Source organism: Pseudoalteromonas sp. MT33b, assembly GCF_014117385.1.
GTDB lineage: Bacteria > Pseudomonadota > Gammaproteobacteria > Enterobacterales > Alteromonadaceae > Pseudoalteromonas > Pseudoalteromonas lipolytica.
The window spans coordinates 3,131,470-3,158,406 of record NZ_CP059831.1; the positions used below are offsets into that span (position 1 = coordinate 3,131,470).

The 26,937-nt window shown below is 41.9% G+C and carries 21 protein-coding genes; 8 read left to right on the forward strand and 13 right to left on the reverse strand.

Annotated features, from left to right (window positions below):
• The first annotated feature begins 3 nt into the window (after positions 1-3).
• Complete coding sequence (gene hutC, locus H3302_RS14145; protein WP_182395594.1) at positions 4-711, forward strand: histidine utilization repressor; 708 nt, start codon at positions 4-6, stop codon at positions 709-711.
• Here the strand turns inward: hutC and H3302_RS14150 are convergent, their stop codons facing one another.
• Positions 712-1,482: an NADP-binding protein gene (locus tag H3302_RS14150; RefSeq protein WP_036973227.1), complete on the reverse strand. Its 771-nt coding sequence runs from the start codon at positions 1,480-1,482 to the stop codon at positions 712-714.
• Between the two features lie 123 nt (positions 1,483-1,605).
• On the opposite strand from H3302_RS14150, the gene H3302_RS14155 reads away from it, so the two are divergent.
• A complete protein-coding gene (locus H3302_RS14155) occupies positions 1,606-3,633 on the forward strand; it encodes a methyl-accepting chemotaxis protein (protein WP_075593945.1) in 2,028 nt (675 codons plus the stop codon).
• Positions 3,634-3,746: 113 nt separating this feature from the next.
• Here the strand turns inward: H3302_RS14155 and H3302_RS14160 are convergent, their stop codons facing one another.
• The 3 genes from H3302_RS14160 to H3302_RS14170 form a co-directional block, all read right to left on the reverse strand.
• Positions 3,747-3,968, reverse strand: a complete 222-nt coding sequence (locus tag H3302_RS14160) for a hypothetical protein (RefSeq protein WP_036973229.1) — start codon at positions 3,966-3,968, stop codon at positions 3,747-3,749.
• 248 nt (positions 3,969-4,216) lie between these two features.
• Complete coding sequence (locus H3302_RS14165) at positions 4,217-4,375, reverse strand: YqaE/Pmp3 family membrane protein (protein ID WP_036973230.1); 159 nt, start codon at positions 4,373-4,375, stop codon at positions 4,217-4,219.
• 55 nt (positions 4,376-4,430) lie between these two features.
• Positions 4,431-4,997 (reverse strand): BON domain-containing protein, encoded by a 567-nt coding sequence (locus tag H3302_RS14170; protein WP_182395596.1) that lies wholly within the window; start codon positions 4,995-4,997, stop codon positions 4,431-4,433.
• A gap of 320 nt (positions 4,998-5,317) precedes the next feature.
• Between H3302_RS14170 and H3302_RS14175 the strand changes: the two genes are divergently transcribed.
• A complete protein-coding gene (locus tag H3302_RS14175) occupies positions 5,318-5,977 on the forward strand; it encodes a LiaF domain-containing protein (RefSeq protein WP_065979377.1) in 660 nt (219 codons plus the stop codon).
• 1,393 nt (positions 5,978-7,370) lie between these two features.
• Here H3302_RS14175 and H3302_RS14180 read toward each other — a convergent pair.
• The gene (locus tag H3302_RS14180) at positions 7,371-7,787 is read right to left on the reverse strand and encodes a VOC family protein (RefSeq protein WP_118844667.1); all 417 of its coding nucleotides are present in this window, start codon (positions 7,785-7,787) and stop codon (positions 7,371-7,373) included.
• 126 nt (positions 7,788-7,913) lie between these two features.
• On the reverse strand, positions 7,914-9,251 hold the full coding sequence (gene pmbA / locus H3302_RS14185; RefSeq protein WP_182395599.1) for a metalloprotease PmbA: 1,338 nt from the start codon (positions 9,249-9,251) through the stop codon (positions 7,914-7,916).
• Positions 9,252-9,388: 137 nt separating this feature from the next.
• On the opposite strand from pmbA, the gene yjgA reads away from it, so the two are divergent.
• Positions 9,389-9,910 carry a ribosome biogenesis factor YjgA gene (gene yjgA, locus H3302_RS14190; protein WP_036973236.1) on the forward strand — a complete coding sequence of 174 codons (522 nt, stop codon included), beginning with the start codon at positions 9,389-9,391 and terminating at the stop codon, positions 9,908-9,910.
• Between the two features lie 568 nt (positions 9,911-10,478).
• Here yjgA and H3302_RS14195 read toward each other — a convergent pair.
• From H3302_RS14195 to H3302_RS14215, 5 genes are all read right to left on the reverse strand, one after another.
• Positions 10,479-11,078 carry an REP-associated tyrosine transposase gene (locus tag H3302_RS14195; protein ID WP_083633657.1) on the reverse strand — a complete coding sequence of 200 codons (600 nt, stop codon included), beginning with the start codon at positions 11,076-11,078 and terminating at the stop codon, positions 10,479-10,481.
• 53 nt (positions 11,079-11,131) lie between these two features.
• Complete coding sequence (locus H3302_RS14200) at positions 11,132-13,204, reverse strand: M13 family metallopeptidase (protein WP_182395601.1); 2,073 nt, start codon at positions 13,202-13,204, stop codon at positions 11,132-11,134.
• Between the two features lie 1,098 nt (positions 13,205-14,302).
• On the reverse strand, positions 14,303-14,701 hold the full coding sequence (mutT, locus tag H3302_RS14205; RefSeq protein ID WP_182395603.1) for an 8-oxo-dGTP diphosphatase MutT: 399 nt from the start codon (positions 14,699-14,701) through the stop codon (positions 14,303-14,305).
• 62 nt (positions 14,702-14,763) lie between these two features.
• Positions 14,764-17,472, reverse strand: a complete 2,709-nt coding sequence (gene secA, locus H3302_RS14210) for a preprotein translocase subunit SecA (protein ID WP_036973239.1) — start codon at positions 17,470-17,472, stop codon at positions 14,764-14,766.
• 610 nt (positions 17,473-18,082) lie between these two features.
• On the reverse strand, positions 18,083-18,556 hold the full coding sequence (locus H3302_RS14215) for a DUF721 domain-containing protein (protein ID WP_075593942.1): 474 nt from the start codon (positions 18,554-18,556) through the stop codon (positions 18,083-18,085).
• Between the two features lie 900 nt (positions 18,557-19,456).
• Here H3302_RS14215 and H3302_RS14220 point away from each other — a divergent pair.
• The 4 genes from H3302_RS14220 (at position 19,457) to H3302_RS14235 (ending at position 24,321) form a co-directional block, all read left to right on the forward strand.
• Positions 19,457-20,371, forward strand: a complete 915-nt coding sequence (locus H3302_RS14220) for an NTP transferase domain-containing protein (RefSeq protein ID WP_182395606.1) — start codon at positions 19,457-19,459, stop codon at positions 20,369-20,371.
• Positions 20,372-20,384: 13 nt separating this feature from the next.
• Positions 20,385-21,464, forward strand: a complete 1,080-nt coding sequence (locus H3302_RS14225) for a phosphotransferase enzyme family protein (RefSeq protein WP_182396421.1) — start codon at positions 20,385-20,387, stop codon at positions 21,462-21,464.
• Positions 21,465-22,401: 937 nt separating this feature from the next.
• Positions 22,402-23,772 (forward strand): MBL fold metallo-hydrolase RNA specificity domain-containing protein, encoded by a 1,371-nt coding sequence (locus H3302_RS14230; protein WP_182395608.1) that lies wholly within the window; start codon positions 22,402-22,404, stop codon positions 23,770-23,772.
• A 186-nt stretch (positions 23,773-23,958) separates the two neighbouring features.
• Positions 23,959-24,321, forward strand: a complete 363-nt coding sequence (locus tag H3302_RS14235) for a four helix bundle protein (protein WP_075593940.1) — start codon at positions 23,959-23,961, stop codon at positions 24,319-24,321.
• Between the two features lie 39 nt (positions 24,322-24,360).
• On the opposite strand, the gene H3302_RS14240 is transcribed toward H3302_RS14235, so the two are convergent.
• A complete protein-coding gene (locus tag H3302_RS14240; RefSeq protein WP_182395610.1) occupies positions 24,361-24,705 on the reverse strand; it encodes a four helix bundle protein in 345 nt (114 codons plus the stop codon).
• Positions 24,706-24,766: 61 nt separating this feature from the next.
• The gene (locus tag H3302_RS14245) at positions 24,767-26,899 is read right to left on the reverse strand and encodes a YjbH domain-containing protein (RefSeq protein ID WP_182395612.1); all 2,133 of its coding nucleotides are present in this window, start codon (positions 26,897-26,899) and stop codon (positions 24,767-24,769) included.
• Positions 26,900-26,937: the final 38 nt, after the last annotated feature.

The following is a 26,937-nucleotide window of genomic DNA, read 5'->3' on the forward strand; positions in this document are numbered from 1 at the left end:
AGCATGAGTGTTCCTAAGTTTGCGCAAATAAAACAATTTATTCTTGAAAATATCCGCGCTGGTCACTGGCAAGAAAATGACCGTGTACCGTCAGAAAATGAGCTCACTAATCAATTTCAAGTGAGTAGAATGACAGCAAGACGCGCTTTATCAGAACTCACCGAAGCCGGTATTTTAACGCGCAACCAAGGGTTAGGCACATTTGTAGCAAGCTTCAAATCGCAATCTTCATTGCTAGAAATAAAAAACATTGCCGACGAGGTAAAAGCGCGAAATAGTCACTACAGTTGCACTATTTTGGTTATGGAATCGATACGTGCTATCGCCCCTATTGCCATTGCACTGAGTGTTGAAGTAGACAGTCATGTGTATCGCAGTGTTATTGTTCACAATGAAAACGAGCAACCACTGCAAGTTGAAGAGCGTTTCGTGAACCCTTTACTTGCCAAAGACTACTTACAGCAAGATTTTCACAACCAAACACCGCATGAATATTTATCGCTCGTCGCCCCACTCACCGAGGCACGCCACACGGTTGAAGCCGTTATGCCCAACCCTGAAATGTGTGAATGGCTCAACTTATATAACGAAGAGCCTTGTTTGCAAGTAATCCGCCGAACATGGTCATCACAAGGTATTGTGAGCTTTGCACGTCTTGTTTCACCCGGCAGTAAATACCGATTAGGCGGGCATTTAACCTTTAAAAAATAGCTAAATAGCGTGTTGGTAACTAAAGTTGAGCGCTTTAATGGCTTCACCATTAATAATTCGCTCCCCCACCTCATTGCTGGTAAAAGTAGGCGCTGGATTACCCTTCTCACGGCACTTTTCTCGATAGTAATCAGCTTTAGTTGGGTGAGCAGGGTTAACGACGTTATAAACACTTTGTGCCACAGGCCAATGCGTAATAACACTAAATATTGCGTTAATTACATCTTGCTGATGAACCATATTAACGATTTGCTCACTTGAGCTAGACAACTCTTTACCTGCCACAAATTGTCCCGGCTCACGTTGTGGACCAACTAAACCAGCCAAACGTAATACTTTTCCACCTGCTTTTAATACGGCTTGCTCTGCATCGTATAGCTGTTGCTGACGGTCTGTTTGACACTCAATAATACTTGCTTCGTTGTAAAGCCCATTATCATTAGCATAAACCCCTGTCGACGAGCACAAAATAAAGCCTTTGCAATGCAATGAATCGGCAAGAGCCAGTCCTGCATTTAAGGTCTCTAAATAATTACTTTGCTGTTGCCTACTACGTGGAGGAATAGCACATACCCACCATGCATTTTCAAGGCTAACATCATGCTTAACTTTTCCCTGCTCAAGTAAGAATTGTCTATGAAAATCAAATTGATGTTCACTACTTCGATGTGTGCCTTGCACATCCCACTGTAATTTTTTGGCTTCAAAGCAAAGTGCCTGACCAAGCCACCCAGCACCAAGTACAACTATTTTATTATCAAAATTAACCATTTAATAATATCGCCTTATCTATATGTAATATTTTATTAATAAGCTTCGCTATGCAATGTAGCGATTTAGGTGCAAATATGATTAGATAACTAACTCTACCCGATAATAAAAACACGTGCACCTATGTTAAATAACCTTTCTTTACGTAAAAAAATATTATTACTCATCGGCGGAACGATAAGTGTATTACTTATCATCGCGTCTAGTTTTTTTGTGAGCCATATTGCTGACCTATCACGTCAGGCTATCCAACGCGAAGCGGATAGCTACTTACAAAGTGAGCGGCTTTCAATGCAAAGTTACTTTGCCAAATACGGTAAAGTAGTTGAAACCTTTGTAACCAATCCGCACTTAGTGAATTGGTTTGATAATTGGAACAAGCGCGATCAAAGCCTTGAGAACCAACCCGGATACGACAGCGTTAACCAAGACTTTGTACGTATTAGTGGCAACGACGACAATATTTTATCTGCCTTCTTCGCATCGGCGACAACCGGTGAGTACTTTAAAGAAAACGAACGCACCACTCACTACAATGGCCAGCCTTATTACGCTTATAAACGTGGCTGGTGGCAAGATGCCTTAAAGATCAACAAATTGTATGTTGGTCCTATTTCTGTTGATTTAACCACAGGCAACGCCTCAGCTGTAGTACAGCAACCTGTTTATAATAAACAAAACAAACTGGTTGGTTTTGGTGGGGTTGATTTACAACTTAACAATATCAACGACATGGTTGAAGATATTCGCTTTAACGGACAAGGGTTTGGCTTTTTACTTGATGGCAACCAAAAGGTGGTTCACTTATCTAAGCGCACCGACCATAAACTGTCTGTGACAGACGAAGGTCCAAACGGCAAAGAAGGTCTTGATGCCCTCGAAAAACAATTTAGTGACACATCAGGCTTCAGCGAATTAAACCGCACCATGAAAAGCAACAAAGACGGCAGTGGTTTTGTCACCCTAAAAGGCGAGCAATATTACGTTGTATACAACCGCCTTGAATTAGAAAGCCCATACCTTGATTGGTATGTGGGTATTTTAATACCAACCAGCATGATCGAAGAGCCAGTACATGATGCAGTCATGACAACAACGACCTCTGTGATCATCATTTTAGCGATTATTATTGCGATGATCTTCTGGGCTACGCAAATGATCACTAAACCACTGACAAAACTTACTTATATCATGCGTGATATTGCTTCAGGTGATGGTGATTTAACCCAAAAAATCGAAATAAAGAGTCAAGATGAAGTTGGTCAGCTCGCTCACCACATGAATACCTTTATCGATAAATTACGCGCCATGATGCTTAATACAGCAGCCCAAGCTGAGCAGTTAAGCCAAGCGGCTTCACAGCTTAAAATCGTCTCTAAAAAGACCAACGACGAAATTCAGCAAGAGAAACAACAAGTTGACAGTGTTAGCGCCGCAGTAACAGAAATGGCCTCTACGGTACTCGAAATTTCGCGAAATGCGCAACACACCAACAATGCAGCCGAAGAAGTGCAAAGCATTACAGCCGATGGCACCAAGCGTTCAACGCAGGCGCAATCGGTGATGACCGCACTTGCCAGCCACATCGGTGAGGCATCTAAAGTTGTTGCTGGGCTTGAGCAAGAAAGCGGCAATATTGGCGCTGTTGTCGATGTAATCAACTCAATTGCAGAACAAACCAATTTACTGGCACTCAATGCAGCCATTGAAGCGGCGCGTGCAGGTGAGCAAGGGCGAGGCTTTGCGGTGGTTGCTGATGAAGTACGCTCACTGGCAAGTCGTACACAAGAGTCGACCGATGATATTCGTAATATGATCACGCGGTTACAGCAAATAGCTCAAAAAGCATCCACCATGATGCAGCAGGGTCAAGAGCGTGCAGAAGGCTCTGTAGAGCAAACTCAAATTGTACTGCAAGCACTGCAAGATATTGCAGGCTCAGTGACGAATGTACAAGACCAGAGTCATCAAATTGCGACCTCAACTGAGCAACAAACGGTGGTTGCTGAGGACATTAATAATAGCCTCGCGGCAATTAACCATTTAGTAAATAGCACAGCAGATCATGCACATGAGTTAGCAGACGAAGCACGCGATCTCAATGAGCTAGCTATTTCACTTAATAAAACGGTTAATCAATTTAAGTTGTGATTAGTCATTGAATTGTTCTAGGTGTGTGTTCTTGCTACTTATCATAAGTAACAAATCAGGCACCATGCAGTCGTCAATAAGAAATTTTTAACGCTGCAAACGACAGGTCTAAATCATTCACACTGATTTGAATTGGTATTGAGATAGATTGCAGATGTAATTAAAAACCCGATGTCACCTGAAGATGACATCGGGTTTTTATCGTCAGCCTTCCTTGTTACCTGTGGCGTAACCGCTTTAGTAAGTTCCATAAATAGTTGCCACTGTTGCTCATTCCATGTAGCAACTCCCTTGTTGTTCAGTCCGTGTAATAATTGCGCTTGTACTTGTTCCATTTTGTCACCTCCTTACGCTAGCTTCATCCATATTTGGCTCCTAGCCTAAACCAAAATCCTTGGTGTTTATCCTTTCACTTTATCCATAAAGCGTTGCCATTGTGCGCTTGTCCATAACGCCTTGTTACTTCCTTGCTGTCCTTTGTGCTGTGTTACATTTTCCATACTGTAAATCTCCTTGCAGTGTTGTCATCCATTATTACGTGTGCATTTCCTTGCCGTACACTCATTCCTTTGAACCGTGATTATTATCGCTTACCGATAATATACACAGCATGAATCAAACCTGGAATGTACCCTAATAAGGTTAAAATAATATTAATCCAGAATTGTGCCCCTAAACCTACCTGTAAAAATACGCCAAGAGGCGGAATTAAAACCGAGAAAATAATGCGTATTAAATCCATAACTCACTCCTTGAAAAAGATAAGCCCAGCCAAAGCTGGGCTATAGGGCGTGCTATTATTCAGCAACAATCTTAAGTTCATCGATGACTTTACGCACATCTTCAGCATTTTCAGCAATGCTCACTGCTAATTGCTTTTCTGCATCTGACTTAACCGTACCTTTTAATGTAACAACGCCTTTATCTGTATCGACATCAATATCAGTGCCGCCTACTTCAGAGTTAAATAAATAACGTGTGGTGATCACTGTACTGATCTTCGCATCAGTTAAGTCACTTTCTACTGAGTCACCTTTATCTGCACTCGTGGCCTTAGACTTCATGTTTTTCACAACCGTTAATTTGTTATCAACAGCAGTTACACCGTCTAGGCTAAGTACAAGCTCTTCGGCTAACTCTTTGTCTAATTCACTATCAACTTTACCGGTTAATACAACTTTGCCGTTTTTTACGTCTGTGTTGATATCAAAATTATTTAGGTTAGTGTTCATAAGAAGCACAGTTTCTGCCTTACCATCAATCCAAGCATCTTTACTTTCATTTTCCCAGTTGCTTGCCTGAGCACTCATACTTGTTGCACCAATTACTAACGCAGCAATCATAGTCTTGTTGAATGTATTCATAATCTTTCTCCTTTTGATTAAAGACGAGATAACTAATGCGACTACGATGCCAACTTTTTATTTTTATATTATTCAATAAGTTAAACCGATATTCAGCCATGGTTTATATTCGTTTCGGTAATTATTTACAGACAATTCGGTAAGAAGTTCACTCTGTTATAAAAATGACTAATTAATTGTCAATCTTATTAATCTATGGTTAATTTAACGAATGAAAGCCCACACCAAAAAACATAAGCCAATGAATATTAATAAAATAATTTTTGGCCTACACTTTGCTTTGTGATTAACATAACTTTAAAACTCAACAGGGAATTATCATGGCCGTCAAACTCGAAGATCGCCCCATCGAGCAAGTAAGAGAAGAAGTAATCGATCAACTTATCTATAACTACAGTCATGCAGTTATTTCAGCAGAAGCATTTGAACGAAGACTAGACCAAGCAATGGAAGCCACCAGCAATGAGGTGTTAATTGAGCTGGTTGCTGACTTAGAGTTAACAGCAGATATTGACTACAAGTCACATAAACACGTGCAGTTTAAGCCTCACTATGCACATGGTAGCGATGCAGAAAGCCTGCAACTACGCAGTATTTTAGGTTCCAACGAGCGCAGCGGCCAATGGCTAGTCCCGAAAGAAATTCACCTAACGAACTGTTTAGGCTCAATTGAATTAGACTTTAGTGAAGCCGTTTTTCAGCACCAGCATGTCACCATCTACGTAAACTGTATTTTAGGCAGCGACGAAATCTACGTGCCAGAACATGTAAATGTAGTGTCAAAATTGTTTAGTGTGGTTGGTAGCGTTGAAAATAAATCGGTTGCACTCAATAAAGGGCAAGGCCCCACAATTACGATTGAAGGTAATGTTTGGCTAGGCTCAGTAGAGATTAAAGTCAAACGCACCATGAAAGAAAAGTTCATCAGCTTTGCCAACAGCCTAAAAGCCAGTTGGAAAGAAATGAATAGAGTGCAATGACGAAATACGAGTTGCGAAACCCCTTCGCGCACAATAAATTTCACGCCTACCTTAAACCGTAGGCGTTATGTTTACATGGCACGTTTGCACAGCAACGTCTTTTATAAAATTCACGGCTAAAGCCCCTCCTACAAGTGATACACATTTCACACGTGGGAGGCGTTTTAACGCCGAAAAAGCGAACCTTTTCAGCGACATTAAACACCCTTCACGGTTTAGCTCGCATCTCGTACTTCGTAACTCGTTACTTATAACCCCTTCGCGCGAAATAAATTTCACGCCTACCTTAAACCGTAGGCGTTATGCTTGCATGGCGCGTTTGCGCAGCAACGTCTCTTTATAAAATTCACGGCTAAAGCCCCTCCTACAAGTGATACACATTTCACACGTGGGAGGCGTTTTAACTATACAAGCTCGCATCTCGCTTTTCGCAGCTCGTTGCTTACAACCTCTTCACGCGAAATAAATTTCACGCCTACATTAAACCGTAGGCGTTATGCTTGCATGGCGCGTTTGTGCAGCAACGTCTCTTTATAAAATTCACGGCTAAAGCCCCTCCTACAAGTGACACACATCTCACACGTGGGAGGCGTTTTAACTATACAAGCTCGCATCTCGCTTTTCGCAGCTCGTTGCTTACAACCTCTTCACGCGAAATAAATTTCACGCCTACATTAAACCGTAGGCGTTATGCTTGCATGGCGCGTTTGCGCAGCAACGTCTTTTATAAAATTTACGGCTAAAGCCCCTCCTACAAGTGACACACATCACACACGAGGGAGGCGTTTTAACTATACAAGCTCGCATCTCGCTTTTCGCAGCTCGTTGCTTAGAACCTCTTCACGCGAAATAAATTTCACGCCTACATTAAACCGTAGGCGTTATGCTTGCATGGCGCGTTTGCGCAGCAACGTCTTTTATAAAATTCACGGCTAAAGCCCCTCCTACAAGTGATATACACCTCACACGTGGGAGGCGTTTTAACGCCGAAAAGCAAACATTTTCAACGACATTAAACACCCTTCACCGTATAGCTCGAATCTCGTAATTCGTCACTCGTTGCTTACACCCTTTCACGGCTAAAGCCCCTCCTACAAGTGACACACATCACACTCGTGGGAGGCGTTTTAACGCCGAAAAAGCAAACCTTTTAAGCGGTATTAACAACCATCTCGATTTAGCTCGCATCTCGCTTTTCGCAGCTCGTTACCTATAACCCTTTCACGGCTAAAGCCTCCTACAAAAGATACACACTACACTCGTGGGAGGCGTTTTAACGCCGAAAAAGCGAACCTTTTCAGCGACATTAAACACCCTTCACGGTTTAGCTCGCATCTCGCTTTTCGTAACTCGTTACTTATTTCGCTCGTACTTCGCTCTCGTTTTTTCATCGCTAAAGATCATTATTTCTTTCACTTGGGATGTCACTGAAATATTCGACAAACTCGACTTCAAAGCCTGCGGGGTCAATAAAATACACGTTTTTTCGGTAAGGGTTTTCAGGGCCTAATTTATCCACTTCGTAGCCTGCATCTACAAGGCGTTCAATCACGGCATTAATATCGTGTGTCACATAAGCAAAGTGAGCAAGGCCCACTTGATGGCCCGATAAATCGCGATTTTCATCTTCACCATTATCGCTGAATGCAATGTACTGGTAATCATCACCAAAGTGCAGCCATTTACGCGGCTTTCCAGACCAGGTGCTGTCGCCTTGGCTTCTTACTCGCCAATGAGGGAACGCGGCTTTATAAAAATGCAGCATGGCGTCAACATTACTTACGACTAGGTTTATGTGTTCTAAATGCATAGCGAATTTCCTTTTAAATTATGAAACTGCCAGTACGATAAAACCTAAAGTTTAGTTGAGGTAAAGCATTTTTTAATAAAAAAGCCCCACTTTATTAAGTGAGGCTTTATGATGCTTCGTTGCGTGTTAGCTTCCTGCTATCTGCATTTGTTCAATTAGCACTGAGCCCGTTTGAATCCCGCCACGACGCTCAATATCGCCACCCAGCCCGACAACCGCTTTAAACATATCTTTAAGGTTGCCTGCGATTGTTATCTCGCTGACAGGGTATTGAATCTCGCCGTTTTCTACCCAATAGCCCGCTGCGCCGCGCGAGTAATCACCTGTTACCGTGTTGACCCCCTGTCCCATGAGTTCTGTGACTAATAAGCCGGTGCCCATGGTGTTTAACAGCGCTTTTAAATCAGCGTGCGTTTGCTCAACTAACCAGTTGTGGATCCCGCCCGCATGACCGGTTGGTGCCATTGATAATTTACGAGCCGCATAGCTTGCTAATAGGTAAGTTTGCAGCTCACCGCCTTGAATAATTTCACGGTCGACTGTTTTTAAGCCTTCCGCATCAAACGGTGATGAAGCAAGGCCTTTTAATAAATGCGGACGCTCAGAAATATTCACACAATCGCTGAACACTTTGGTGCCTAAACTATCGAGTAAAAAGCTCGATTTACGATAAAGTGCACCACCGCCAATCGCCGACACTAAATGGCCAAACAACGAGTTGGCAATATCTGCTCTAAAAATAACGGGCACTTTCATGGTACCGAGTTTTTGACTATTGAGTTTAGCGAGTGTTTCTGTAGCCGCTTCAAGACCCACTTTTGCAGCATCGTTTAAATCGTCTTTATGGCGAGCAACAGTGTATGCAGAGTCACGCTGCATTTGCTCACCTTCTTTGCCAATCACCATGGTGCTTATACTGTGGCGAGTACGCGGGTAACCAGCAATCATGCCATGGCTGTTACCATATACGCGAAGCCCTTGGTGAGACGAAAAGCTCGCACCATCAGAATTTACAATGCGCTCATCAGCATTTAATGCGGCCTGCTCTGCTTGATGACACAACTCAATACCTTGATCTGGGCTGACATCCCACGGGTGATATAAATCTAAATCTTGTGGTGCAAATTCAAGTAGTTCTTTGTCGGCAATACCGTTGAATGGATCGTCAGATGTGAACTTAGCAATATCAATCGCTTTTTCGACCACAGTACGTAACGTTTTTGGGTTTAAGTCGGCGGTTGATGCCGAGCCTTTATTATTACCCACATACACACTGATACCTAAGCCACCATCTTGGTTAAACTCTATTGTTTCAACTTCTCCCATTCGCGTGCTAACAGACAAACCTGACGTGCTCGACATTGCAGCTTCTGCAGCGGTTGCTCCGAGCTTTTTAGCATGCTCAAGAACTTCGCTTACGGCATCTTTCACTTGTGAAATATGTTGATAAATAGGATCTTTCATCTTCGGTGTCCTAGGCTATGATATTTTTTATAGTGTAGCGAATGCTAACACACTGCGAGACGTGCATCAGCTAATATTAATCATTAACTAAATGGCGTATAATAGTGAATAGTTAAGTTTACCGGATGAGCATCCTTATGGCGAAGAAGAAAAAGCCTGCAATTGAAGAAGAAATTATTTACGTATCAAAAAGCGAATTAAAGCGTGAGGCAATGCAATATCACGATCTTGGCGCTGAAATCGCAGGGATGGCTAAAAAGCAACGCGACCGCTTACCATTAAACGACGAGCTTAAAGAGGCCCTCGTCGTTGCAGATAAAGTTAGCGATAAAAGCGATGCTTACCGTCGTAACTTAAACTATATTGCAAAAGTACTACGTACCACTGAAAACGTTGATGAAATTCAAGCCATGATTGACATCATGCTGAACAAGAATAACCAAGCTGACGTATTAATGAATAAAATAGAAAAGCTTCGTGATGACTTGATCAAGCAAGGTGATGACTTAATCAACCCGACTATTGAGCAGTATCCATCGCTTGAGCGTCAAAAAATGCGTCAACTAGTGCGTAATGCAACCAAAGAAGTTAAAGCCGAAAAACCGGCAAAGAGTTACAAAGAGTTATTCCAGTATCTAAAAGATGCGATTATGGTTTAAGTCTCTTTTAATATAAAAAGCCGCTTATTGTAAATTATGCGGCTTTTTTTATAGCCATTTCGGCGTTAAAACGCCTCCTACAATTTCTGTAGGAACGGCTTTAGCCGTGAACAAAACACAATAACCATAAACAATTCGGCGTTAAAACGCCTCCTACAACACCTGTAGGAACGGCTTTAGCCGTGAACAAAACACAACAACCATAAACAATTCAGCATTAAAACGCCTCCTACAATTCCTGTAGGAACGGCTTTAGCCGTGAACAAAACATAATAACCATAAACATTTCGGCGTTAAAACGCCTCCTACAACGCCTGTAGGAACGGCTTTAGCCGTGAACATGACACAATAACCATTTCGGCGTTAAAACGTCTCCTACAACGCCTGTAGGAACGGCTTTAGCCGTGAACAAAACACAATAACCATAAACATTTCGGTGTTAAAACGCCTCCTACAACACCTGTAGGAGCGGCTTTAGCCGTGAACAAAACACAATAACCATTTCAGCGTTAAAACGCCTCCTACAATTCCTGTAGGAACGGCTTTAGCCGTGAATGGTAAAATTTAACTATAAATAGATACAATCCCAATAAGGATAATCACGCACATTTTTAACAATTCCAGCCCTCAACGGGTTTGCAATAATGTACCGCGATACGTCTCGTAAATGCTCTTCACTCCGGATCAAAGAATCATAATATCCTGGCTGCCAAATTTTTCTTTTTGGGCTTGCTGACTTGTTTATCAAATATGAACTTTTCCCTTTAACTTCTCTCATTAATGTCGCTAAAGGTACTTTATCTTGTAACTGAAATAACCAATGTAGATGATCAGGCATTACAACGAAGCAAATTGTTCTGGTTTTAATATCTTCTATAGCCTTTAAGGTATTAATTAAGACTCGAGCATTATTAAAGTCAGAAAAATAACAGTTTCTATCAAGAGTTGAAGTTGTAACACTGTAGTAATGAAAGGGAATTGATACCCTATGTTTTCTTAGATTTTGATAATGTGCGGTCATCCATAACCCTCCATTCACTGTATTAAACCTAGCCAAAGATATAACAGAATCAAGATAAATATACATAGAAACGGCTTTAACCGTGAACATTAAATACAATAACCATAAATACTTCGGCGTTAAAACACCTCCTACAATGATATACATACAAAAAAGGCTCTGAGCAAACACTCAGAGCCTTCTTTTCAAACCGTGGTTTATTACCAGATCTTCACACGATCTTCTGGTTTGATATACATTTTGTCGCCTTCTTTCACGTCAAATGCCTCATAGAACTCAGGCATGTTTGAAAGAATACCGATTACACGGTAGTGGCTTGGTGAATGAGGGTCTGTCATTAGGCGGGTACGTAACTCTTCATCACGATATTTACGACGCCAGATTTGTGACCAGCCCATAAAGAAACGTTGCTCGCCAGTATAGCCGTCAATCACTGGCGCTTTTTCATCACCCAGTGATAATTGATAGGCTGTATAAGCAACTGTTAAGCCACCTAAGTCACCAATATTTTCACCAAGTGTCAGCTCACCATTTACGCTTGCATCTTCAAACGGCTTGTACTCATTGTACTGAGCAACAAGTTGACCTGTGCGCTCTTCAAACTGTTTAAGATCTGATTCGCTCCACCAGTTACGTAAGTTACCGTCACCATCATATTTTGCGCCTTGGTCGTCGAAACCATGGCCTAGTTCGTGGCCGATTACCGCACCGATAGCACCGTAGTTTACTGCATCATCGGCTTCTAGGTTAAAGAATGGCGGTTGTAAAATAGCTGCAGGGAATACAATTTCGTTATTCACTGGATTGTAGTAAGCGTTAACCGTTTGTGGTGTCATGTGCCACTCAGAGCGGTCTACCGGCTTACCTATTTTTGCAGTCATGTCTGCAAATTCCCACTCGCTGTAGCGAATGTAGTTACCAACGAGGTCATCACCTTTAATTTCAAGCGATGAGTAGTCTTTCCACTTGTCTGGATAACCAATTTTAGGCGTGAACTTATCAAGCTTCTCTTTCGCAGCAAGTTTCGTTTCTGGGCTCATCCATTCAAGACCTTCAATCGCAACTGCGTAGCCCTTAATTACGTTATCAACCAGCTCTTCCATACGCGCTTTTGCTTCAGGCGGGAAGTTATCTTTAACGTATACTTTACCTAGAATTTCGCCTAACACACCGTTAGACGCATCAACTGCTTTTTTCCACAGAGGTGATTGCTCTGTCACACCACGAAGTGTTGTGCTGTAAAAATCAAAGTTAAGGTCTACTAGCTCTTTATTTAAAAGACCTGCGTAATTGCTCACAAAATGGAATTTAAGGTAGTTCTGCCATGTTGCTAAATCAGTATCGCTATAGATACCTGCGAATTTTTCAAGGTAGCTAGGCTGGCGAACGATTACGTCGTCGGTTTTAACGCCCGATGCATCAAAATACGCAGCTAAATCGAACTCACCCGTCAATTTATTCGCATCAGCAATGCTCATCTTGTTATAAGATTTGGTTGCATCACGGCTTTCAACGCGGCTCCACTGTGCATCTGCAATACTTGTTTCAAGTGCGATGATATTTTTTGCAGCAGCTTCTGCATCAGCAACACCCGCTTTGCTTAAGATAGCAGTAATGTATGCTTCATAGGCTGCGCGGATCTTGGTGAATTTTTCATCATCTTTTAAGTAGTAATCACGGTCAGGTAAACCTAGGCCTGATTGGTAAACATACATCGCGTTTTCGCTTGAGTTTTTCGCGTCGTTATTTACGTACCAACCAAATGGTAAGCTTCCGCCTTTAATACGTAACTCAGCCATTAATGTAACGAGGTCTGATTTATTCTTAACTGCGTCAACACTTTCAAGAATTGGCGTTAATGGTTTGATACCCGCAGCTTCACGGCCCGCTTCGTCCATATAGCTGTTATAGAAAGCAGCTAATTTAGCTTCGTCAGAGCCTGGCTTAACATTTTTATTTGCTGCGGCTTTTTCGAGTACTTCTTTCATCGCTTTTTGCGAATCATCATAAAGCTGAGTGAATGAACCGTAGTTTGATTTATCACCTGGAATTTCTGTTTTTTCTAGCCATTCACCGTTAACGTGATAGTAAAAGTCGTCTTGTGCACGAACAGACTTGTCCATGTTCGCCAGTTCAATACCTGAATCTAAAGGTGCTTTTGCTTCAGTGACGGTTGCCGTTGCAGGTGTTTTAATTTCTTGTTCTTTTTCACCACAACCAACAAGACCAAGTGCAAGCGCAATACTTGCAGCGGTAAGTGTTACTTTTTTCATGGGAGTCCTGTACTTAATTGTTTTTGAAGTATCTATTGAAAAACCATAATAGCAGGTAGTTTTTCGCTACCCCCATAATAAACCTCATATGCAAAACAATAAAATCGAATATGTAACAATTTTTATCAAAAAGGGATGAGCTGCATATTTGAACGATGAAACAAAAAATTAGAGGTTAAAAGATAGAAAATAGAAAATAGAGGTTAGAGGTTAGAGGTTAGAGGTTAGCCACCTTCGCGCGAAATAAATTTCACGCCTACATTAGCTCGCATCTCGCTTTTCGCAGCTCGTTGCTTATAACCCTTTCACGGCTAAAGCCCTTCCTACAAGTGACACACATCTCACACGTGGGAGGCGTTTTAACGCCGAGAAAGCAAACCTTTTCAGCGGTATTAAACATCCTTCTCGGTTTAGCTCACATCCAACATCTCGCTTCTCGCAGCTCGTTGCTTATAACCCTTTCACGGCTAAAGCCCTTCCTACAAGTGACACACACTACACACGTGGGAGGCGTTTTAACTATACAAGCTCGCATCTCGCTTCTCGTAACTTATAACCCTTTCACGGCTAAAGCCCTTCCTACAAGTGATGCACACTACACACGTAGGAGGTGTTTTAACGCCGAAAAAGCAAACCTTTTCAGCGGTATTAAACATCCTTCACGGTTTAGCTCGCATCTCGCTTTTCGCAGCTCGTTGCTTATAACCCCTTCGCGCGAAATAAATTTCACGCCTACATTAAACCGTAGGCGTTATGCTTGCATGGCGCGTTTGCGCAGCAACATCTTTTATAAAATTCACGGCTAAAGCCCTTCCTACAAGTGATACACATCACACTCGTGGGAGGTGTTTTAACGCCGAAAAAGCAAACCTGTTCAGCAATATCAAACAACCTTCACGGCTTAGCTCGCATCTCGCTTTTCGCAGCTCGTTGCTTATAACCCTTTCACGGCTAAAGCCCTTCCTACAAGTGATACACATCTCTCACGTGGGAGGCGTTTTAACGCCGAAAAGCAAACCTGTTCAGCGGTATTAAACAACCAGCTCGGTATAGCTCGTACCTCGAAATTCGCAGCTCGTTGCTTATTTATCTCGTTACTTATTTAAAGCGTTGCTTTATCTTTTCAACTATTTCGACGTTGGCGGCTGGGAACGCATAGTCATCAAGCTCATTAATGGGTACCCACTTACCTTGCTGACCCTCAGCGCCATGGGCTTCGCCTGTAAAGTTATCAACTATATGAACATCTAAACGCACACATTTATCGCCGTAATCGTGTTCGATAACCATTAATTCATCACTGCCATTAACCGTAAGGTTTACTTCTTCTAACAGCTCACGTTGTAACGCTGCAAACACGCTTTCGCCCTGCTCGACCTTGCCACCAGGGAACTCCCATAAGCCACCTTGGTGTTTATCGTCTGGGCGCTTACAAATAAATAATTGTTGGTCTTTATAAATTACACCGACTGCGACATGCACTACTTTCTTAGTCATTTTATATTTCCTCAATCATAAAAAAAGCGACGCAAGCGTCGCTTTTTATCCCAGTGTTTTGGTTACTTTAATTTACCACAACACTGTTTAAACTTTTGACCTGAACCACATGGGCACGGCTCATTACGGCCTACTTTAGGCTCTGCACGGTGGCTAACTACAGCACCTTGTGGCGTTTCACCGCCAATGTGCTCAGCTTCTTCGTGTTGGTATTCACGTGGTGCATTTTCGCTACGACGATGTTGCTCTTCTACCTTTTCAACATCTTCTTCTGCACGTACTTGAACCTTACTTAAAATACTCACTACGTCGATTTTTAAGTTTTCAAGCATTTCAGAGAATAGCTCGAATGATTCACGCTTGTACTCTTGCTTCGGATTCTTCTGTGCATAACCACGTAAGTGGATACCTTGACGAAGATGATCCATTGCAGCCAAGTGATCTTTCCAGTGTTGGTCTAGGCTTTGTAGCATAATCGCTTTTTCGAATTGACGTAGTACTGAATCGCCTACCATCTCTTCTTTTTGCTTGTATGCTTGCTCAACAGCTTCTTCAATACGCTCACGCAGTTTTTCTTCGTAAAGTTTACTGTCCTCAGCTAGCCATTGTGAAATTGGTAGCTCAATTAAGAAATCTTGCTTTAAGCGTTCTTCTAGGCCTGGAATATCCCACATTTCCGCTAAGCTTTGCGGTGCAATGTATTGGTCAATCATGCCATTAAGAACATCGCTGCGGATTGCAGTGATAGTTTCTGAAATATCGCCTTCTTCAAGTAGTTCGTTACGCTGCGAGTAAACTACGCGACGTTGGTCGTTTGCGACATCATCGTACTCAAGAAGTTGTTTACGTACGTCGAAGTTACGCGCTTCAACTTTACGTTGTGCGTTTTCGATTGCACGGTTAACCCAAGGGTGCTCAATTGCTTCGCCACGTTGCATGCCCAGTTTACGCATCATGTTAGTCATGCGCTCACCCGCGAAGATACGCATTAACGCATCATCCATTGATAAGTAGAAACGGCTCGAACCTGCGTCACCTTGACGACCTGAACGACCACGTAACTGGTTATCGATACGGCGCGACTCGTGACGCTCAGTACCAATGATGTGTAAACCACCTGCTTCGATTACTGCATCATGGCGCTTTTGCCACTCTTCTTTAATCGTTTTGATTTGCTCATCAGTTGGGTTTTCTAGCTTTTCAATTTCGCTGTGCCAGTTACCACCTAACACGATATCGGTACCACGACCGGCCATGTTAGTGGCAATCGTTACTGTGCCAGGTAAGCCCGCGTCAGCAACAATGTCGGCTTCTTGCGCGTGGAATTTAGCATTAAGTACATTGTGCTTAATTTTTTCTTTACGTAAAAATTGCGATAAGTACTCAGAACTTTCGATAGAAATAGTACCCACAAGTACTGGCTGACCACGTTCTTGACAGTCTTTAATATCGGCAAGGATGGCTTCATACTTTTCTTCTTGTGTTAAATACACAAGATCGGCACGGTCATCACGGATCATCGGTTTATTGGTTGGCATTACAACCGTGTCTAAACCATAAATAGACTGGAACTCAAACGCTTCTGTGTCTGCTGTACCCGTCATACCCGCTAACGTGTCGTATAAACGGAAGTAGTTTTGGAATGTGATTGATGCCAATGTTTGGTTTTCGTTTTGAATGCGTACACCTTCTTTTGCTTCAACAGCTTGGTGTAAGCCTTCTGACCAACGACGGCCTTCCATTGTACGGCCTGTGTGCTCATCAACGATAATTACTTCGTTTTCTTTAACAACGTAATCAACATCTTTTTGATAAAGCTTGTGCGCACGCAATGCTGCGTAAACATGGCTTAATAATGTGATACTTGAAGCTGAATAAAGTGAATCACCTTCTTCGATTAAGCCACGCTCAATCAGTAGTTCTTCAACCTTAATTTGGCCACGCTCAGTTAAATGAACCTGCTTAGACTTTTCATCGATAGTAAAGTCGCCGTCACCTTCAACGCCTTCTTCGTCTTCTTTTTCTTGCAGCTCAAGTTCTGGCACAATCTTGTTGATTTCGATGTAAAGCTCAGAGCTGTCTTCAGCCGGGCCTGAGATAATAAGCGGCGTACGCGCTTCATCGATTAGGATTGAATCCACCTCATCCACTACAGCGTAGTAAAGTGGGCGTTGAACACGCTCGTCAATGCTAAATGCCATGTTATCGCGAAGATAATCAAAGCCAAATTCGTTATTTGTACCGTAAGTAATGTCGGCGCTGTAAGCCACTTTCTTTTGCTGTGGCATCATGCCTGGCACATTACAGCCTACGGTTAGGCCAAGGAATTCAAATAATGGACGGTTGGTTTCTGCGTCACGCTTTGCAAGGTAGTCGTTCACGGTAATAACATGAACACCTTTACCCGTTAAACCACGCAGGTATGCAGGCAATGTTGCCGTTAGTGTTTTACCTTCACCGGTACGCATTTCTGCGATACGGCCTTGGTGTAATACCATACCACCTAGTAGCTGCACGTCGAAATGACGCATGCCATTTACACGCTTAGATGCTTCACGTACCACAGCAAATGCTTCTGGTAGAATATCATCTAGGCTTTGTCCGTTATCGTAACGCTCTCTAAATTCTGCTGTTTTTGCTTTTAGATCTTCATCAGAAAGCGCTTCTAATTGCGTTTCAAGCGCATTGATCAGTGCGACCGTCTTTCTTAGGTTTTTAATAGTGCGGTCATTGCGACTACCAAAAATCTTGGTAAATAAATTAGATATCATGATAAAACCGTTACAATATATTCTTTGTTAGCTACTCGTTAGCTAACCCACTTTCTACAATTGATAATTAATATGCGCTTATGCTTATGATGTAGAGCATATTAATTAACAATTTATCTGTACGCTGTTCAAAACACCGCTTATTTCGTGCGCTATCATACCAGAGTCTGCGCAACATCAAACCATCTCAGCGTGAAGATATGGAATTTCAGCAAGAAAATTTAAAAATCAGCCGTAAACTTTAGTTTAACCCCGCAAAAAAACACGAAAATTAAACCACCCGATAGATATGGCGACATTCGAAATAAAATCAAGATGTGGGGTGAAAAAAGGCGATTTGGTTAGTGGTTAGTGGTTAGTGGTTAGTGGTTAGTGGTTAGTGGTTAGTGGTTAGTGGTTAGTGGTTAGTGGTTAGTGGTTAGAACAAAATAAATCCACTTTAATCTCAAGCAAGCTGCGTGATCTAACTTCTAATATCTAACTTCTAATATCTAACTTCTAATATCTAATATCTAATATCTAACTTCTAATTTCTAATTTCTAACTTCTAATATCTAACTTCTAATTTCTATTATAAACCTTCGCGCGAAATAAATTTCACGCCTACAAGTTACTTCTTTCGCCCGTGCAATGCCAAGCGCTCAAGTTTTTCTTTCAGCGATGGCGGTGCATCAGCGGCGATAGCCGTTAAGTAATCAGCTGTTTGCTCGCTCATTTTGCGCTTAGAAACGGGTTTATTGTCGTGTTTTGGTGAGGCTGATAAACGTTGGGTTGCTTGCGGATTCGCTGTTATTTTAATTTGCCCGAGCTCTGCCATACCCGCAGCACGAAAGTGCGAAAGCATATCCATTTTTAAATAATTTAAACGCAGCGCAATAGGCGCAGAAACAGCTTCGATCATTAACGTACCATCACGATAGTTACTTACGCGGCATTTTTTAGACAGTATTTCCCCTAAAAACTCATCAAGAATAGCTTGTTGGCTCGAAAGACCTTGCGTTTTTCCAGCATACGACGCAAGACGGCCACTCAAGCCAGCCATAATATCGCCAAGCGCTTTTGGCGCGTATCTATCTTTTGCCATAATTATCTACCTAAACGGTTTTATTACCTACCAAAGAGAATATACCACCGACCGCCAAGGTAAAGCGAGAATAACAAGATGCGAGAACCGAGATACGAGCTGCGAGCTGTAAAGCACCTTCGCGCGAAATAAATTTCACGCCTACATTAAACCGTAGGCGTTATGCTTGCATGGCGCGTTTGCGTAGCAACATCTTTTATAAGATTCACGGCTAAAGCCCTTCCTACAAGTGATACTCATCTCACACGTGGGAGGCGTTTTAACGCCGAAAAAGCAAACCTGTTCAGCGACATTAAACAACCTTCACGATATAGCTCGCATCTCGCTTTTCGTACTTCGTTGCTTACAACCCCTTTCACGGCTAAAGCCCTTCCTACAAGTGATACACACTTCACACGTGGGAGGTGTTTTAATGCCGAAAAAGCAAACCCATTCAGCAATATCAAACATCCTTCTCGGTTTAGCTGTACTAGCTCGCATCTCGTACTTCGTAACTCGTTGCTTACAATCCTTTCACGGCTAAAGCCCTTCCTACAAGTGCTACACATCACACATGTGGGAGGCGTTTTAACGCCGAAAAAGCAAACCCATTCAGCAATATCAAACAACCTTCTCGATTTAGCTGTACTAGCTCGCATCTCGCATCTCGTACTTCGTTACTATAACCCTTTCACGGCTAAAGCCCTTCCTACAAGTGACACTCATCTCACACGTGGGAGGCGTTTTAACGCCGAAAAAGCAAACCTGTTCAGTGGTATTAAATAACCTTCTCGATTTAGCTGTACTAGCTCGCATCTCGCTTCTCGTAACTCGTTGCTTATAATTTCACGGTTCAAGCCCCTCCTACGCCGTAAATATTTCTGGTAAACTTTTCCTTTGTTTTTTCACTCTGTATGCGCAATGACACAACACTCTCTAACTTTAATCGTATTGGCGGGCGGACTTGGTAGCCGTTTTGGTGGAAATAAGCAAATTGCTGAGATCCCTGGCCTTGGTTGTACCATTATGGAACTCAGCATTACCGATGCAGTAAACGCGGGGGTAAGCCAAGTTGTCATCGTGATTAATAAAAAAATACGCGTAGAGTTCGAGGCCACCATTTTACCTCGCTTACCTAAATCACTCGATATTGTGCTCGTAGAACAAGAAATCACAGCGATACCCGCTAAATTTAGCTCTTTAGCCACAACGCGCACTAAACCTTGGGGTACAGGCCACGCACTTTTATGTGCAAAACCGTTTGTTCATAACCCTGCCATTGTGGTCACCGCCGATGATTATTACGGTGCTTCATCATTCGAGATTATCGCAGAACATTTTAAACACAACTCGCAGTGGGCAATGGTTGGGTACCCAATTAAAGACACGCTTTCAATGCAAGGTGGCGTTAACCGAGGGGTATGTAAGGTAGATCAGCAAGGTTATCTTATCGATGTGGTTGAGTATTTAGATATAAAACGTGAGAACAACACGCTTTATGGCAATAACCCTCACGGTGAACAATGCGAAATAGCAAATGATGCACTAGGCTCAATGAGCTTTTGGGGAATTACACCGCGTATTTTTGAGTATTTAGAGAGTGGTTTTTCTGAGTTTCTAGAAGATAATGACAACGGTGTCACAAAAGAGTATTATTTGCCTGACCAAATCCAAAAAGCAATCAAAAACACATTTCAATCAGTGGCTGTCTACCAGGCTCAATCTGCTTGGTATGGTGTTACTTACAGATCAGAGCTAGAAAAGGTTTCAAAAAAGCTTTATGAATTACATCACGGACGAACTAACAACAAGCACACCTGTTCAAATGCAAATTAAAAGTGAATTTCCTATGAAGTCTAACCCAGTTGCAGCGCATTTATCTGAATGTTTTGGCCTAAACAAAGTGGATGTAAGTCTAAAACCAATTGGCAACGGCCACATCAACACCACAATGCTTTTAAAAACGGATGAACATGCGCTAGTTGTGCAAAAGCTCAATACCGATGTGTTTCCACACCCAGAGCAACTGGTCGAAAATGCACGTTTGATTGAACAGCATTTAACAGAAAAACACCAAAAAGGTGAGTATGATTTAGACATTATTCGCCATGTACCCACAATAAAAAATGACTTTTTGGTTGAGTACGATCACGGTGTATGGCGTGCACTCGAATTTATTGGCGGCAGTTACAGCGAAGATGTTGTTGCAACTATTTCGCAGGCACAAACTGCAGCCAATGCATTTGGACAATTCGCTTTAGCATTGCAAGACTTTGAAGCTGACCAGCTGCATCATGTCATTCCTAATTTTCATAATTTAGCGATGCGTTTTGACGCTTTCAAAAAGGTCGTCGAACATGACCCAGCAAGCAGAGTTGCGCTTTGCCAAAGCGATATTGATTTTTGCTTAAACCAATATACGCTAGTCGATGAACTAAAAGAGCTTGAAGGTAAAATTCCACTTAGACCTTGCCATAACGACACGAAAATAAACAACATGCTTTTTTGTAAGCAGTCAGATAATGCCAAAGCCGTTATCGACCTAGATACCTGCATGCCAGGCTACTGGTTGTTTGATTTTGGTGACATGGTGCGTACATTCTGCTCACCAGAGCAAGAAGACTCTACGAATTTAAACAACGTGCGCGTTCGCGAAGAGATCTTCGCCGCTATCGTAAAAGGTTATGTAGAACCGTTAAAAGAGGTTATTACCGACGCCGAAAAAGAAAGCTTTTGGCTTGGTACAAAAGTCATGACCTTTATGATTGGTCTGCGCTTTTTAACCGACTTTATCGATGGTGATAACTACTTTGCCACCAAGCACGCACACCATAACCTAGAACGTGCCCGCAACCAGTTTGCCCTATACCGCGATATTCTCGCCAAAGAGCATACCCTTAAAGCGATTTTAGAGATAAATAAGGGATGAACTGAAGTAGAGGTTAGAGGTTAGAGGTTAGAGGTTAGAGGTTAGAGGTTAGAGGTTAGAGGTTAGAGGTTAGAGGTTAGAGGTTAGAGGTTAGAGGTTAGCCATCTTCGCGCGAAATAAATTTCACGCCTACATTAGCTCGCATCTCGCTTTTCGTAACTCGCTGCTTATAACCCTTTCACGCGAAATAAATTTCACGCCTACAAAAGATACACATCTCTCACGTAGGAGGCGTTTTAACGCCGAAAAAGCAAACCTTTTCAGCGGTATTGAACATCCTTCACGGTTTAGCTCGCATCTCGCTTTTCGTAACTCGCTGCTTATAACCCTTTCACGCGAAATAAATTTCACGCCTACAAAAGATACACATCTCTCACGTAGGAGGCGTTTTAACGCCGAAAAAGCAAACCTTTTCAGCGGTATTAAACATCCTTCACGGTTTAGCTCGCATCTCGCTTCTCGTAACTCGTTGCTTACACCCCTTTCACGGCTAAAGCCCCTCCTACAAGTGACACACATCACACACGGGGGAGGTGTTTTAACGCCGAAAAAGCAAACCCATTCAGCAATATCAAACAACCTTCTCGATTTAGCTGTACTAGCTCGCATCTCGTACTTCGTAACTCGTAACTCGTTACTATAACCCTTTCACGGCTAAAGCCCCTCCTACAAGTGATGCACACTACACACGTAGGAGGCGTTTTAACGCCGAAAAAGCAAACCTGTTCAGTGGTATTAAACATCCTTCACGGTTTAGCTCGCATCTCGCTTTTCGTAACTCGTTACTTATTTATCTCACAGTTCGCTGCTCGTGGTTTATTTATCTCGCATCTCGTACTTCGCTACTCGTTACCGTTACCTATGCCTTATCATCCGTTGCTCTAACAACCAATAACCTCTATGCTGAAAACTACCCCATTAATACCGAAGGTATATTATGCATATAAAACACCATGGAGCGGTGAACGGCGTAACTGGCTCATGCCACCAGCTATTCATAAACGACTCGGCTTCTTTACTTGTTGATTGTGGTTTGTTTCAGGGAGAAGAAAGCAAACACGATCTTAATATCGAATTTGATATTTCAACATTAAAAGCGCTTCTTGTTACCCATTGCCACATTGATCATGTTGGTCGTATTCCATACCTACTCGCAGCAGGTTTCAGAGGGCCTATTTATACCTCTTTGGCAAGTGCTAAACTCCTGCCTATGGTGATTGAAGATGCTTTAAAAGTAGGCGTCACCCGCGATGAAAGCATGATCCGCACTTGCCTTAAATTACTTAAACGACAAATTATTGCGATTGATTTTAATCAGTGGCATGTTCTCGATGACTTACAACTAAAAACAAAGTTTCGTTTGCAGCGTGCTGGGCATATTTTAGGCTCAGCTTATATTGAAATTGAACTTGGCAGTAAACCAAATACACATCGCGTCGTTTTTTCTGGTGATTTAGGCGCCCCCTATACACCACTGTTACCTACTCCTAAGCCACCTTATAAAGCTGATACTCTCGTTATTGAATCAACCTACGGCGATAAAAACCATCAGGGCAGAAAAGAGCGAGTAACAATGCTTAAAAAGGTTATTGAGCGAGCTGTAAGCGACAACGGAGTGGTGCTTATACCTGCCTTTAGTATTGGCCGAACGCAAGAGCTGCTATACGAGCTTGAACAGATTATTCATGCCGCGAGTAAACGCTCCATGTGGCATACACTACAAATTATTGTAGACTCACCCATGGCGGCAAATTTCACGACTGAGTACCTGCACTTCAAAGAACTGTGGGACGACGAAGCTAAAAAAAGAATAAACCAAGGCCGCCATCCGCTCGATTTTAGCCAGTTACATACCATCGACACTCACCAAGAGCATCAAGCACTTATTAACTTTTTAGATTCTAAACAACAGCCTGCCATTATTATTGCAGCAAGTGGCATGTGCAGCGGTGGCAGAATTGTGAATTATCTAGCTCGCTTTTTACCAGACAAAACAACCGACGTCATTTTTGTAGGCTATCAAGGAGAAGGAACACTTGGGCGCGATATTCAAACCTATGGCCCACGCAATGGTTATGTATTTATAAATAACGAAAAAGTAACCATAAACGCACAAATACACACAATTAGCGGCTACAGCGCCCACGCAGATCAAACCGGATTAATTAAGTTTGTAACCGGTATGCTTAAAAAACCCCGTTTAATTAAAATCGTTCATGGCGATGAACAAGCAAAACAGACATTAGCAAAAAAACTCGAACAGGTTTTAGGAAAAGGAATAGGAATAGAAATAGTGGTTAGAAATTAGAAGTTAGAAGTTAGAAGTTAGAAGTTAGAAGTTAGAAGTTAGAAGTTAGAGGTTAGAAGTTAGAGGTTAGAAGTTAGAAGTTAGAAGTTAGAAGTTAGAGGTTAGAGGTTAGAAGTTAGAGGTTAGAGGTTAGAGGTTAGAGGTTAGAGGTTAGAAACTAGATTAAAATAGCACAAGGAATTTGTTATGAATTTTGAAAACTTAGATGTATGGAAACGTTCGGCACGGTTAAGTGCAGATATTTATAAATCAACAACTAAGATTAAAGATTTTGGCTTTCGAGACCAGTTAACGCGTTCAGGTTTATCTGTACCTAGCAACATTGCAGAGGGGGTTAGTCGCGAAAGTTTTAAAGAAAAAAGTCGATTTATCGATATTGCGAGAGCTTCTCTTGCTGAAGCAAGAACACAAATTTATATTGGTATAGAAATAGGCTATATAAACCGAGATAAAGCACAACTTTGGATCAAAGAAACAAAAGAGTTAGGGGCAATGCTAACGGGCCTAAAGCAACGCTTTGATAAAGAAATAGTAGCGAGTAGCGAGTAGCGAGTAGCGAGTAGCGAGTAGCGAGTTTACAAGAATACGTTAATTATTCTTAATTATGTAAATTAGCTTACCCAACATTTTACCTATTTCTTCACATTCATTTAAAATAAACAAATAGCTATCTTCTTGGAGGTAGCCTAGCTCAGAAGCTAGCATGATTTGTGTTTTCAATTCACCAACTGAGCCTTTTGCTATTGAAAGAAAGTGAGCCCTTTCTTTTTGAGAAAAACGCTCATAACCTTCGGCAATGTTGCTCGGTATAGAAACCGAGCAACGACACATCTGATCCTTCAAACCAAAATCTTTTAATGCATACAAGCTTTTGTAAACTAGAAGACTTAATTTAAAAGATCTTTTCCAAACATCAAGGTTTTCATAATACATAGCCACTCCTTGGCTTTTTTATTTAGCTCGCTTTTCGTAACTCGTTCCTCGTTACTCTGCGTTATTTATAACTCTCATACGCTTCTTTCATGCGCGCTAGGTTGTTGTAAATGTAGCTTGCATTTAAGCGGCCTTTATTAAACACCGTGTTATCGAGTGTGATTGATGATGTAGGCGCATAAGCTTCATTAAATACTAGGGTATTTACATCATTACCGATACGTGTGCCAACAGAAGTACGCCATGCAGCTTGGCCTTTTAACTGACCATAACGCGTAACATTCATGTCTTTACGTGGAGTAAGCGGAATGCTAATTGCAACACCTACTTTTTGCGATTCAGTATCTTGATAATATACACCTACGTAGCTGTCACCAAACCAAAAACGGCTTTCTAGCTTATAGCCACTGTCTTCGTAAAAATAATTACCGCCGCTGGCGTGTAAAGTAATATCGTGTTCTACCCAGTTGTATTGATAAGAAAGCGTTTGATACTCGCGAGTCGCTCTGTAATCAGCAAAATCAAAATAGCCTAATTTTGCACTTACTTTATGGCGACCTTCAGGGCTGAGCCATGCTGTTTCGTTAATAATCGCTTTGTAATCAAAAAAATCTTTATAAAAACCTATTTGCGTTTGGTTATAAAAACCAAACGGTAACGCAAAGGTTTGATACAAACTTGCATTTACAATGCCTTCGTCAAGGCTGTAATTATCAAATACTTTACGATCTTCAAAGTCGTCACTTTCTTCAATGATAGTTTGCGCAGCCACATTAATACCCGCTCCTTTCCAAAGCGGTATATCAAGTGTTGCACGTGCACCTACCGAGTAATCAAAAACACCAAACTCAGTAGCGTATGTTGATGAAAGCACTGGGCTTACTGTTAAACGAGGTTTAAAGTATGGGCTTGCTTGTGCTTTACCTGCCCACACAACACCCTCGGGGATACTCGCTCGACCATGTTGAATATTTAAGTCAGGGCTTATACCACGCTCTATAAAGGCACGGTAGTTATCAATATTTCCCTGAATGGCGATTAGTGGTAAATCCGACTTAGATAATTGAACACTAAAGTGCTTGTTTGCAATGCTAACATTTTCTGTAATGCGACCAAGTACAACACCTATCGCGTCTACATTGTTACGGTTAAATACCGAGTTCTCAAAATTAATAAAAATTGTACTGGTGTTAAAACCAACTACCACATTTTCAAAGCCGTCATTTAATAAAGCATCTTTTAATTGCTGAACTTGGTCACCTAAATTTGCATTAGACAGCTCTTTAGGTGCTTTATTAATTTTAGCAAGCGTTAATGCCTTAGGTTGCTCTGCAAGTTCTGGAGCCATGGCAGTATGAATAAACCCTACACCATGGTCATTCACTTTAGCCATTGGCTTAGTGCTAACCGGTGCAACATATGGCGCTGGTTCAACAGGTTTATAATTACTTTTAGCTTCATCAGACAATGGTAGGCTAAAGTTAACACCCCAATAGGTGTCTTTTTCTTCAGAAAAATCGGTACTGCTGTAAAAGCGGCTGGTAAAAGTAAGCTCACCAATATCGTAAAGCCACTTTTTAGGTACTGTAATACGTGCAGCTGCATTTACTGCTTCGGCATCGTACTCGGTTAATACACTAAACCACTCGAGTGGTTGCCACTCAACTCCCGCAAAGGCGCCGTCCATCATACCTGTACGCTTTTCGTTAGTACCAATACCGGCACTGAATCTAAAATCCCATAACTCTTTTGATGCCACTACATAATACGTTTCGTAGTTATTGGCTGCACCACCAATATCTTTAGCACCTACAGCCACACTAAACCAGTTTTTTGGAATATAAGGTAATTGATACTTAGCATTAAATGATAAATCACGTAACTGTCCACGACCTTCGCTTAAAAAAATATTGTCGTGCATTGTTTCTGCGGCAATCTGGCCACTGACTTCTAGGCCATCAAATAGCCCAGCAGAAAATATAAAGTTATGGCCGTCTAAATACTTAACACCTCTTAGATCTAGTTGATTGTTAAAACCAATATCTGCAGTACCTTTTAATTGTACTTCGGCATTAGGGGTATTTATTAAACCTGTGTAACCAGAGAATGATTGATACGCTTTAATGTCGTCTGCAACAGCCGGCAAGCTTAATGCAGCAGCACAACTTAAAAACAAGGTATTAAATTTAGGCATAGGTGAGTCCGAGTTAAAATTATAAAATCCTTAATTAA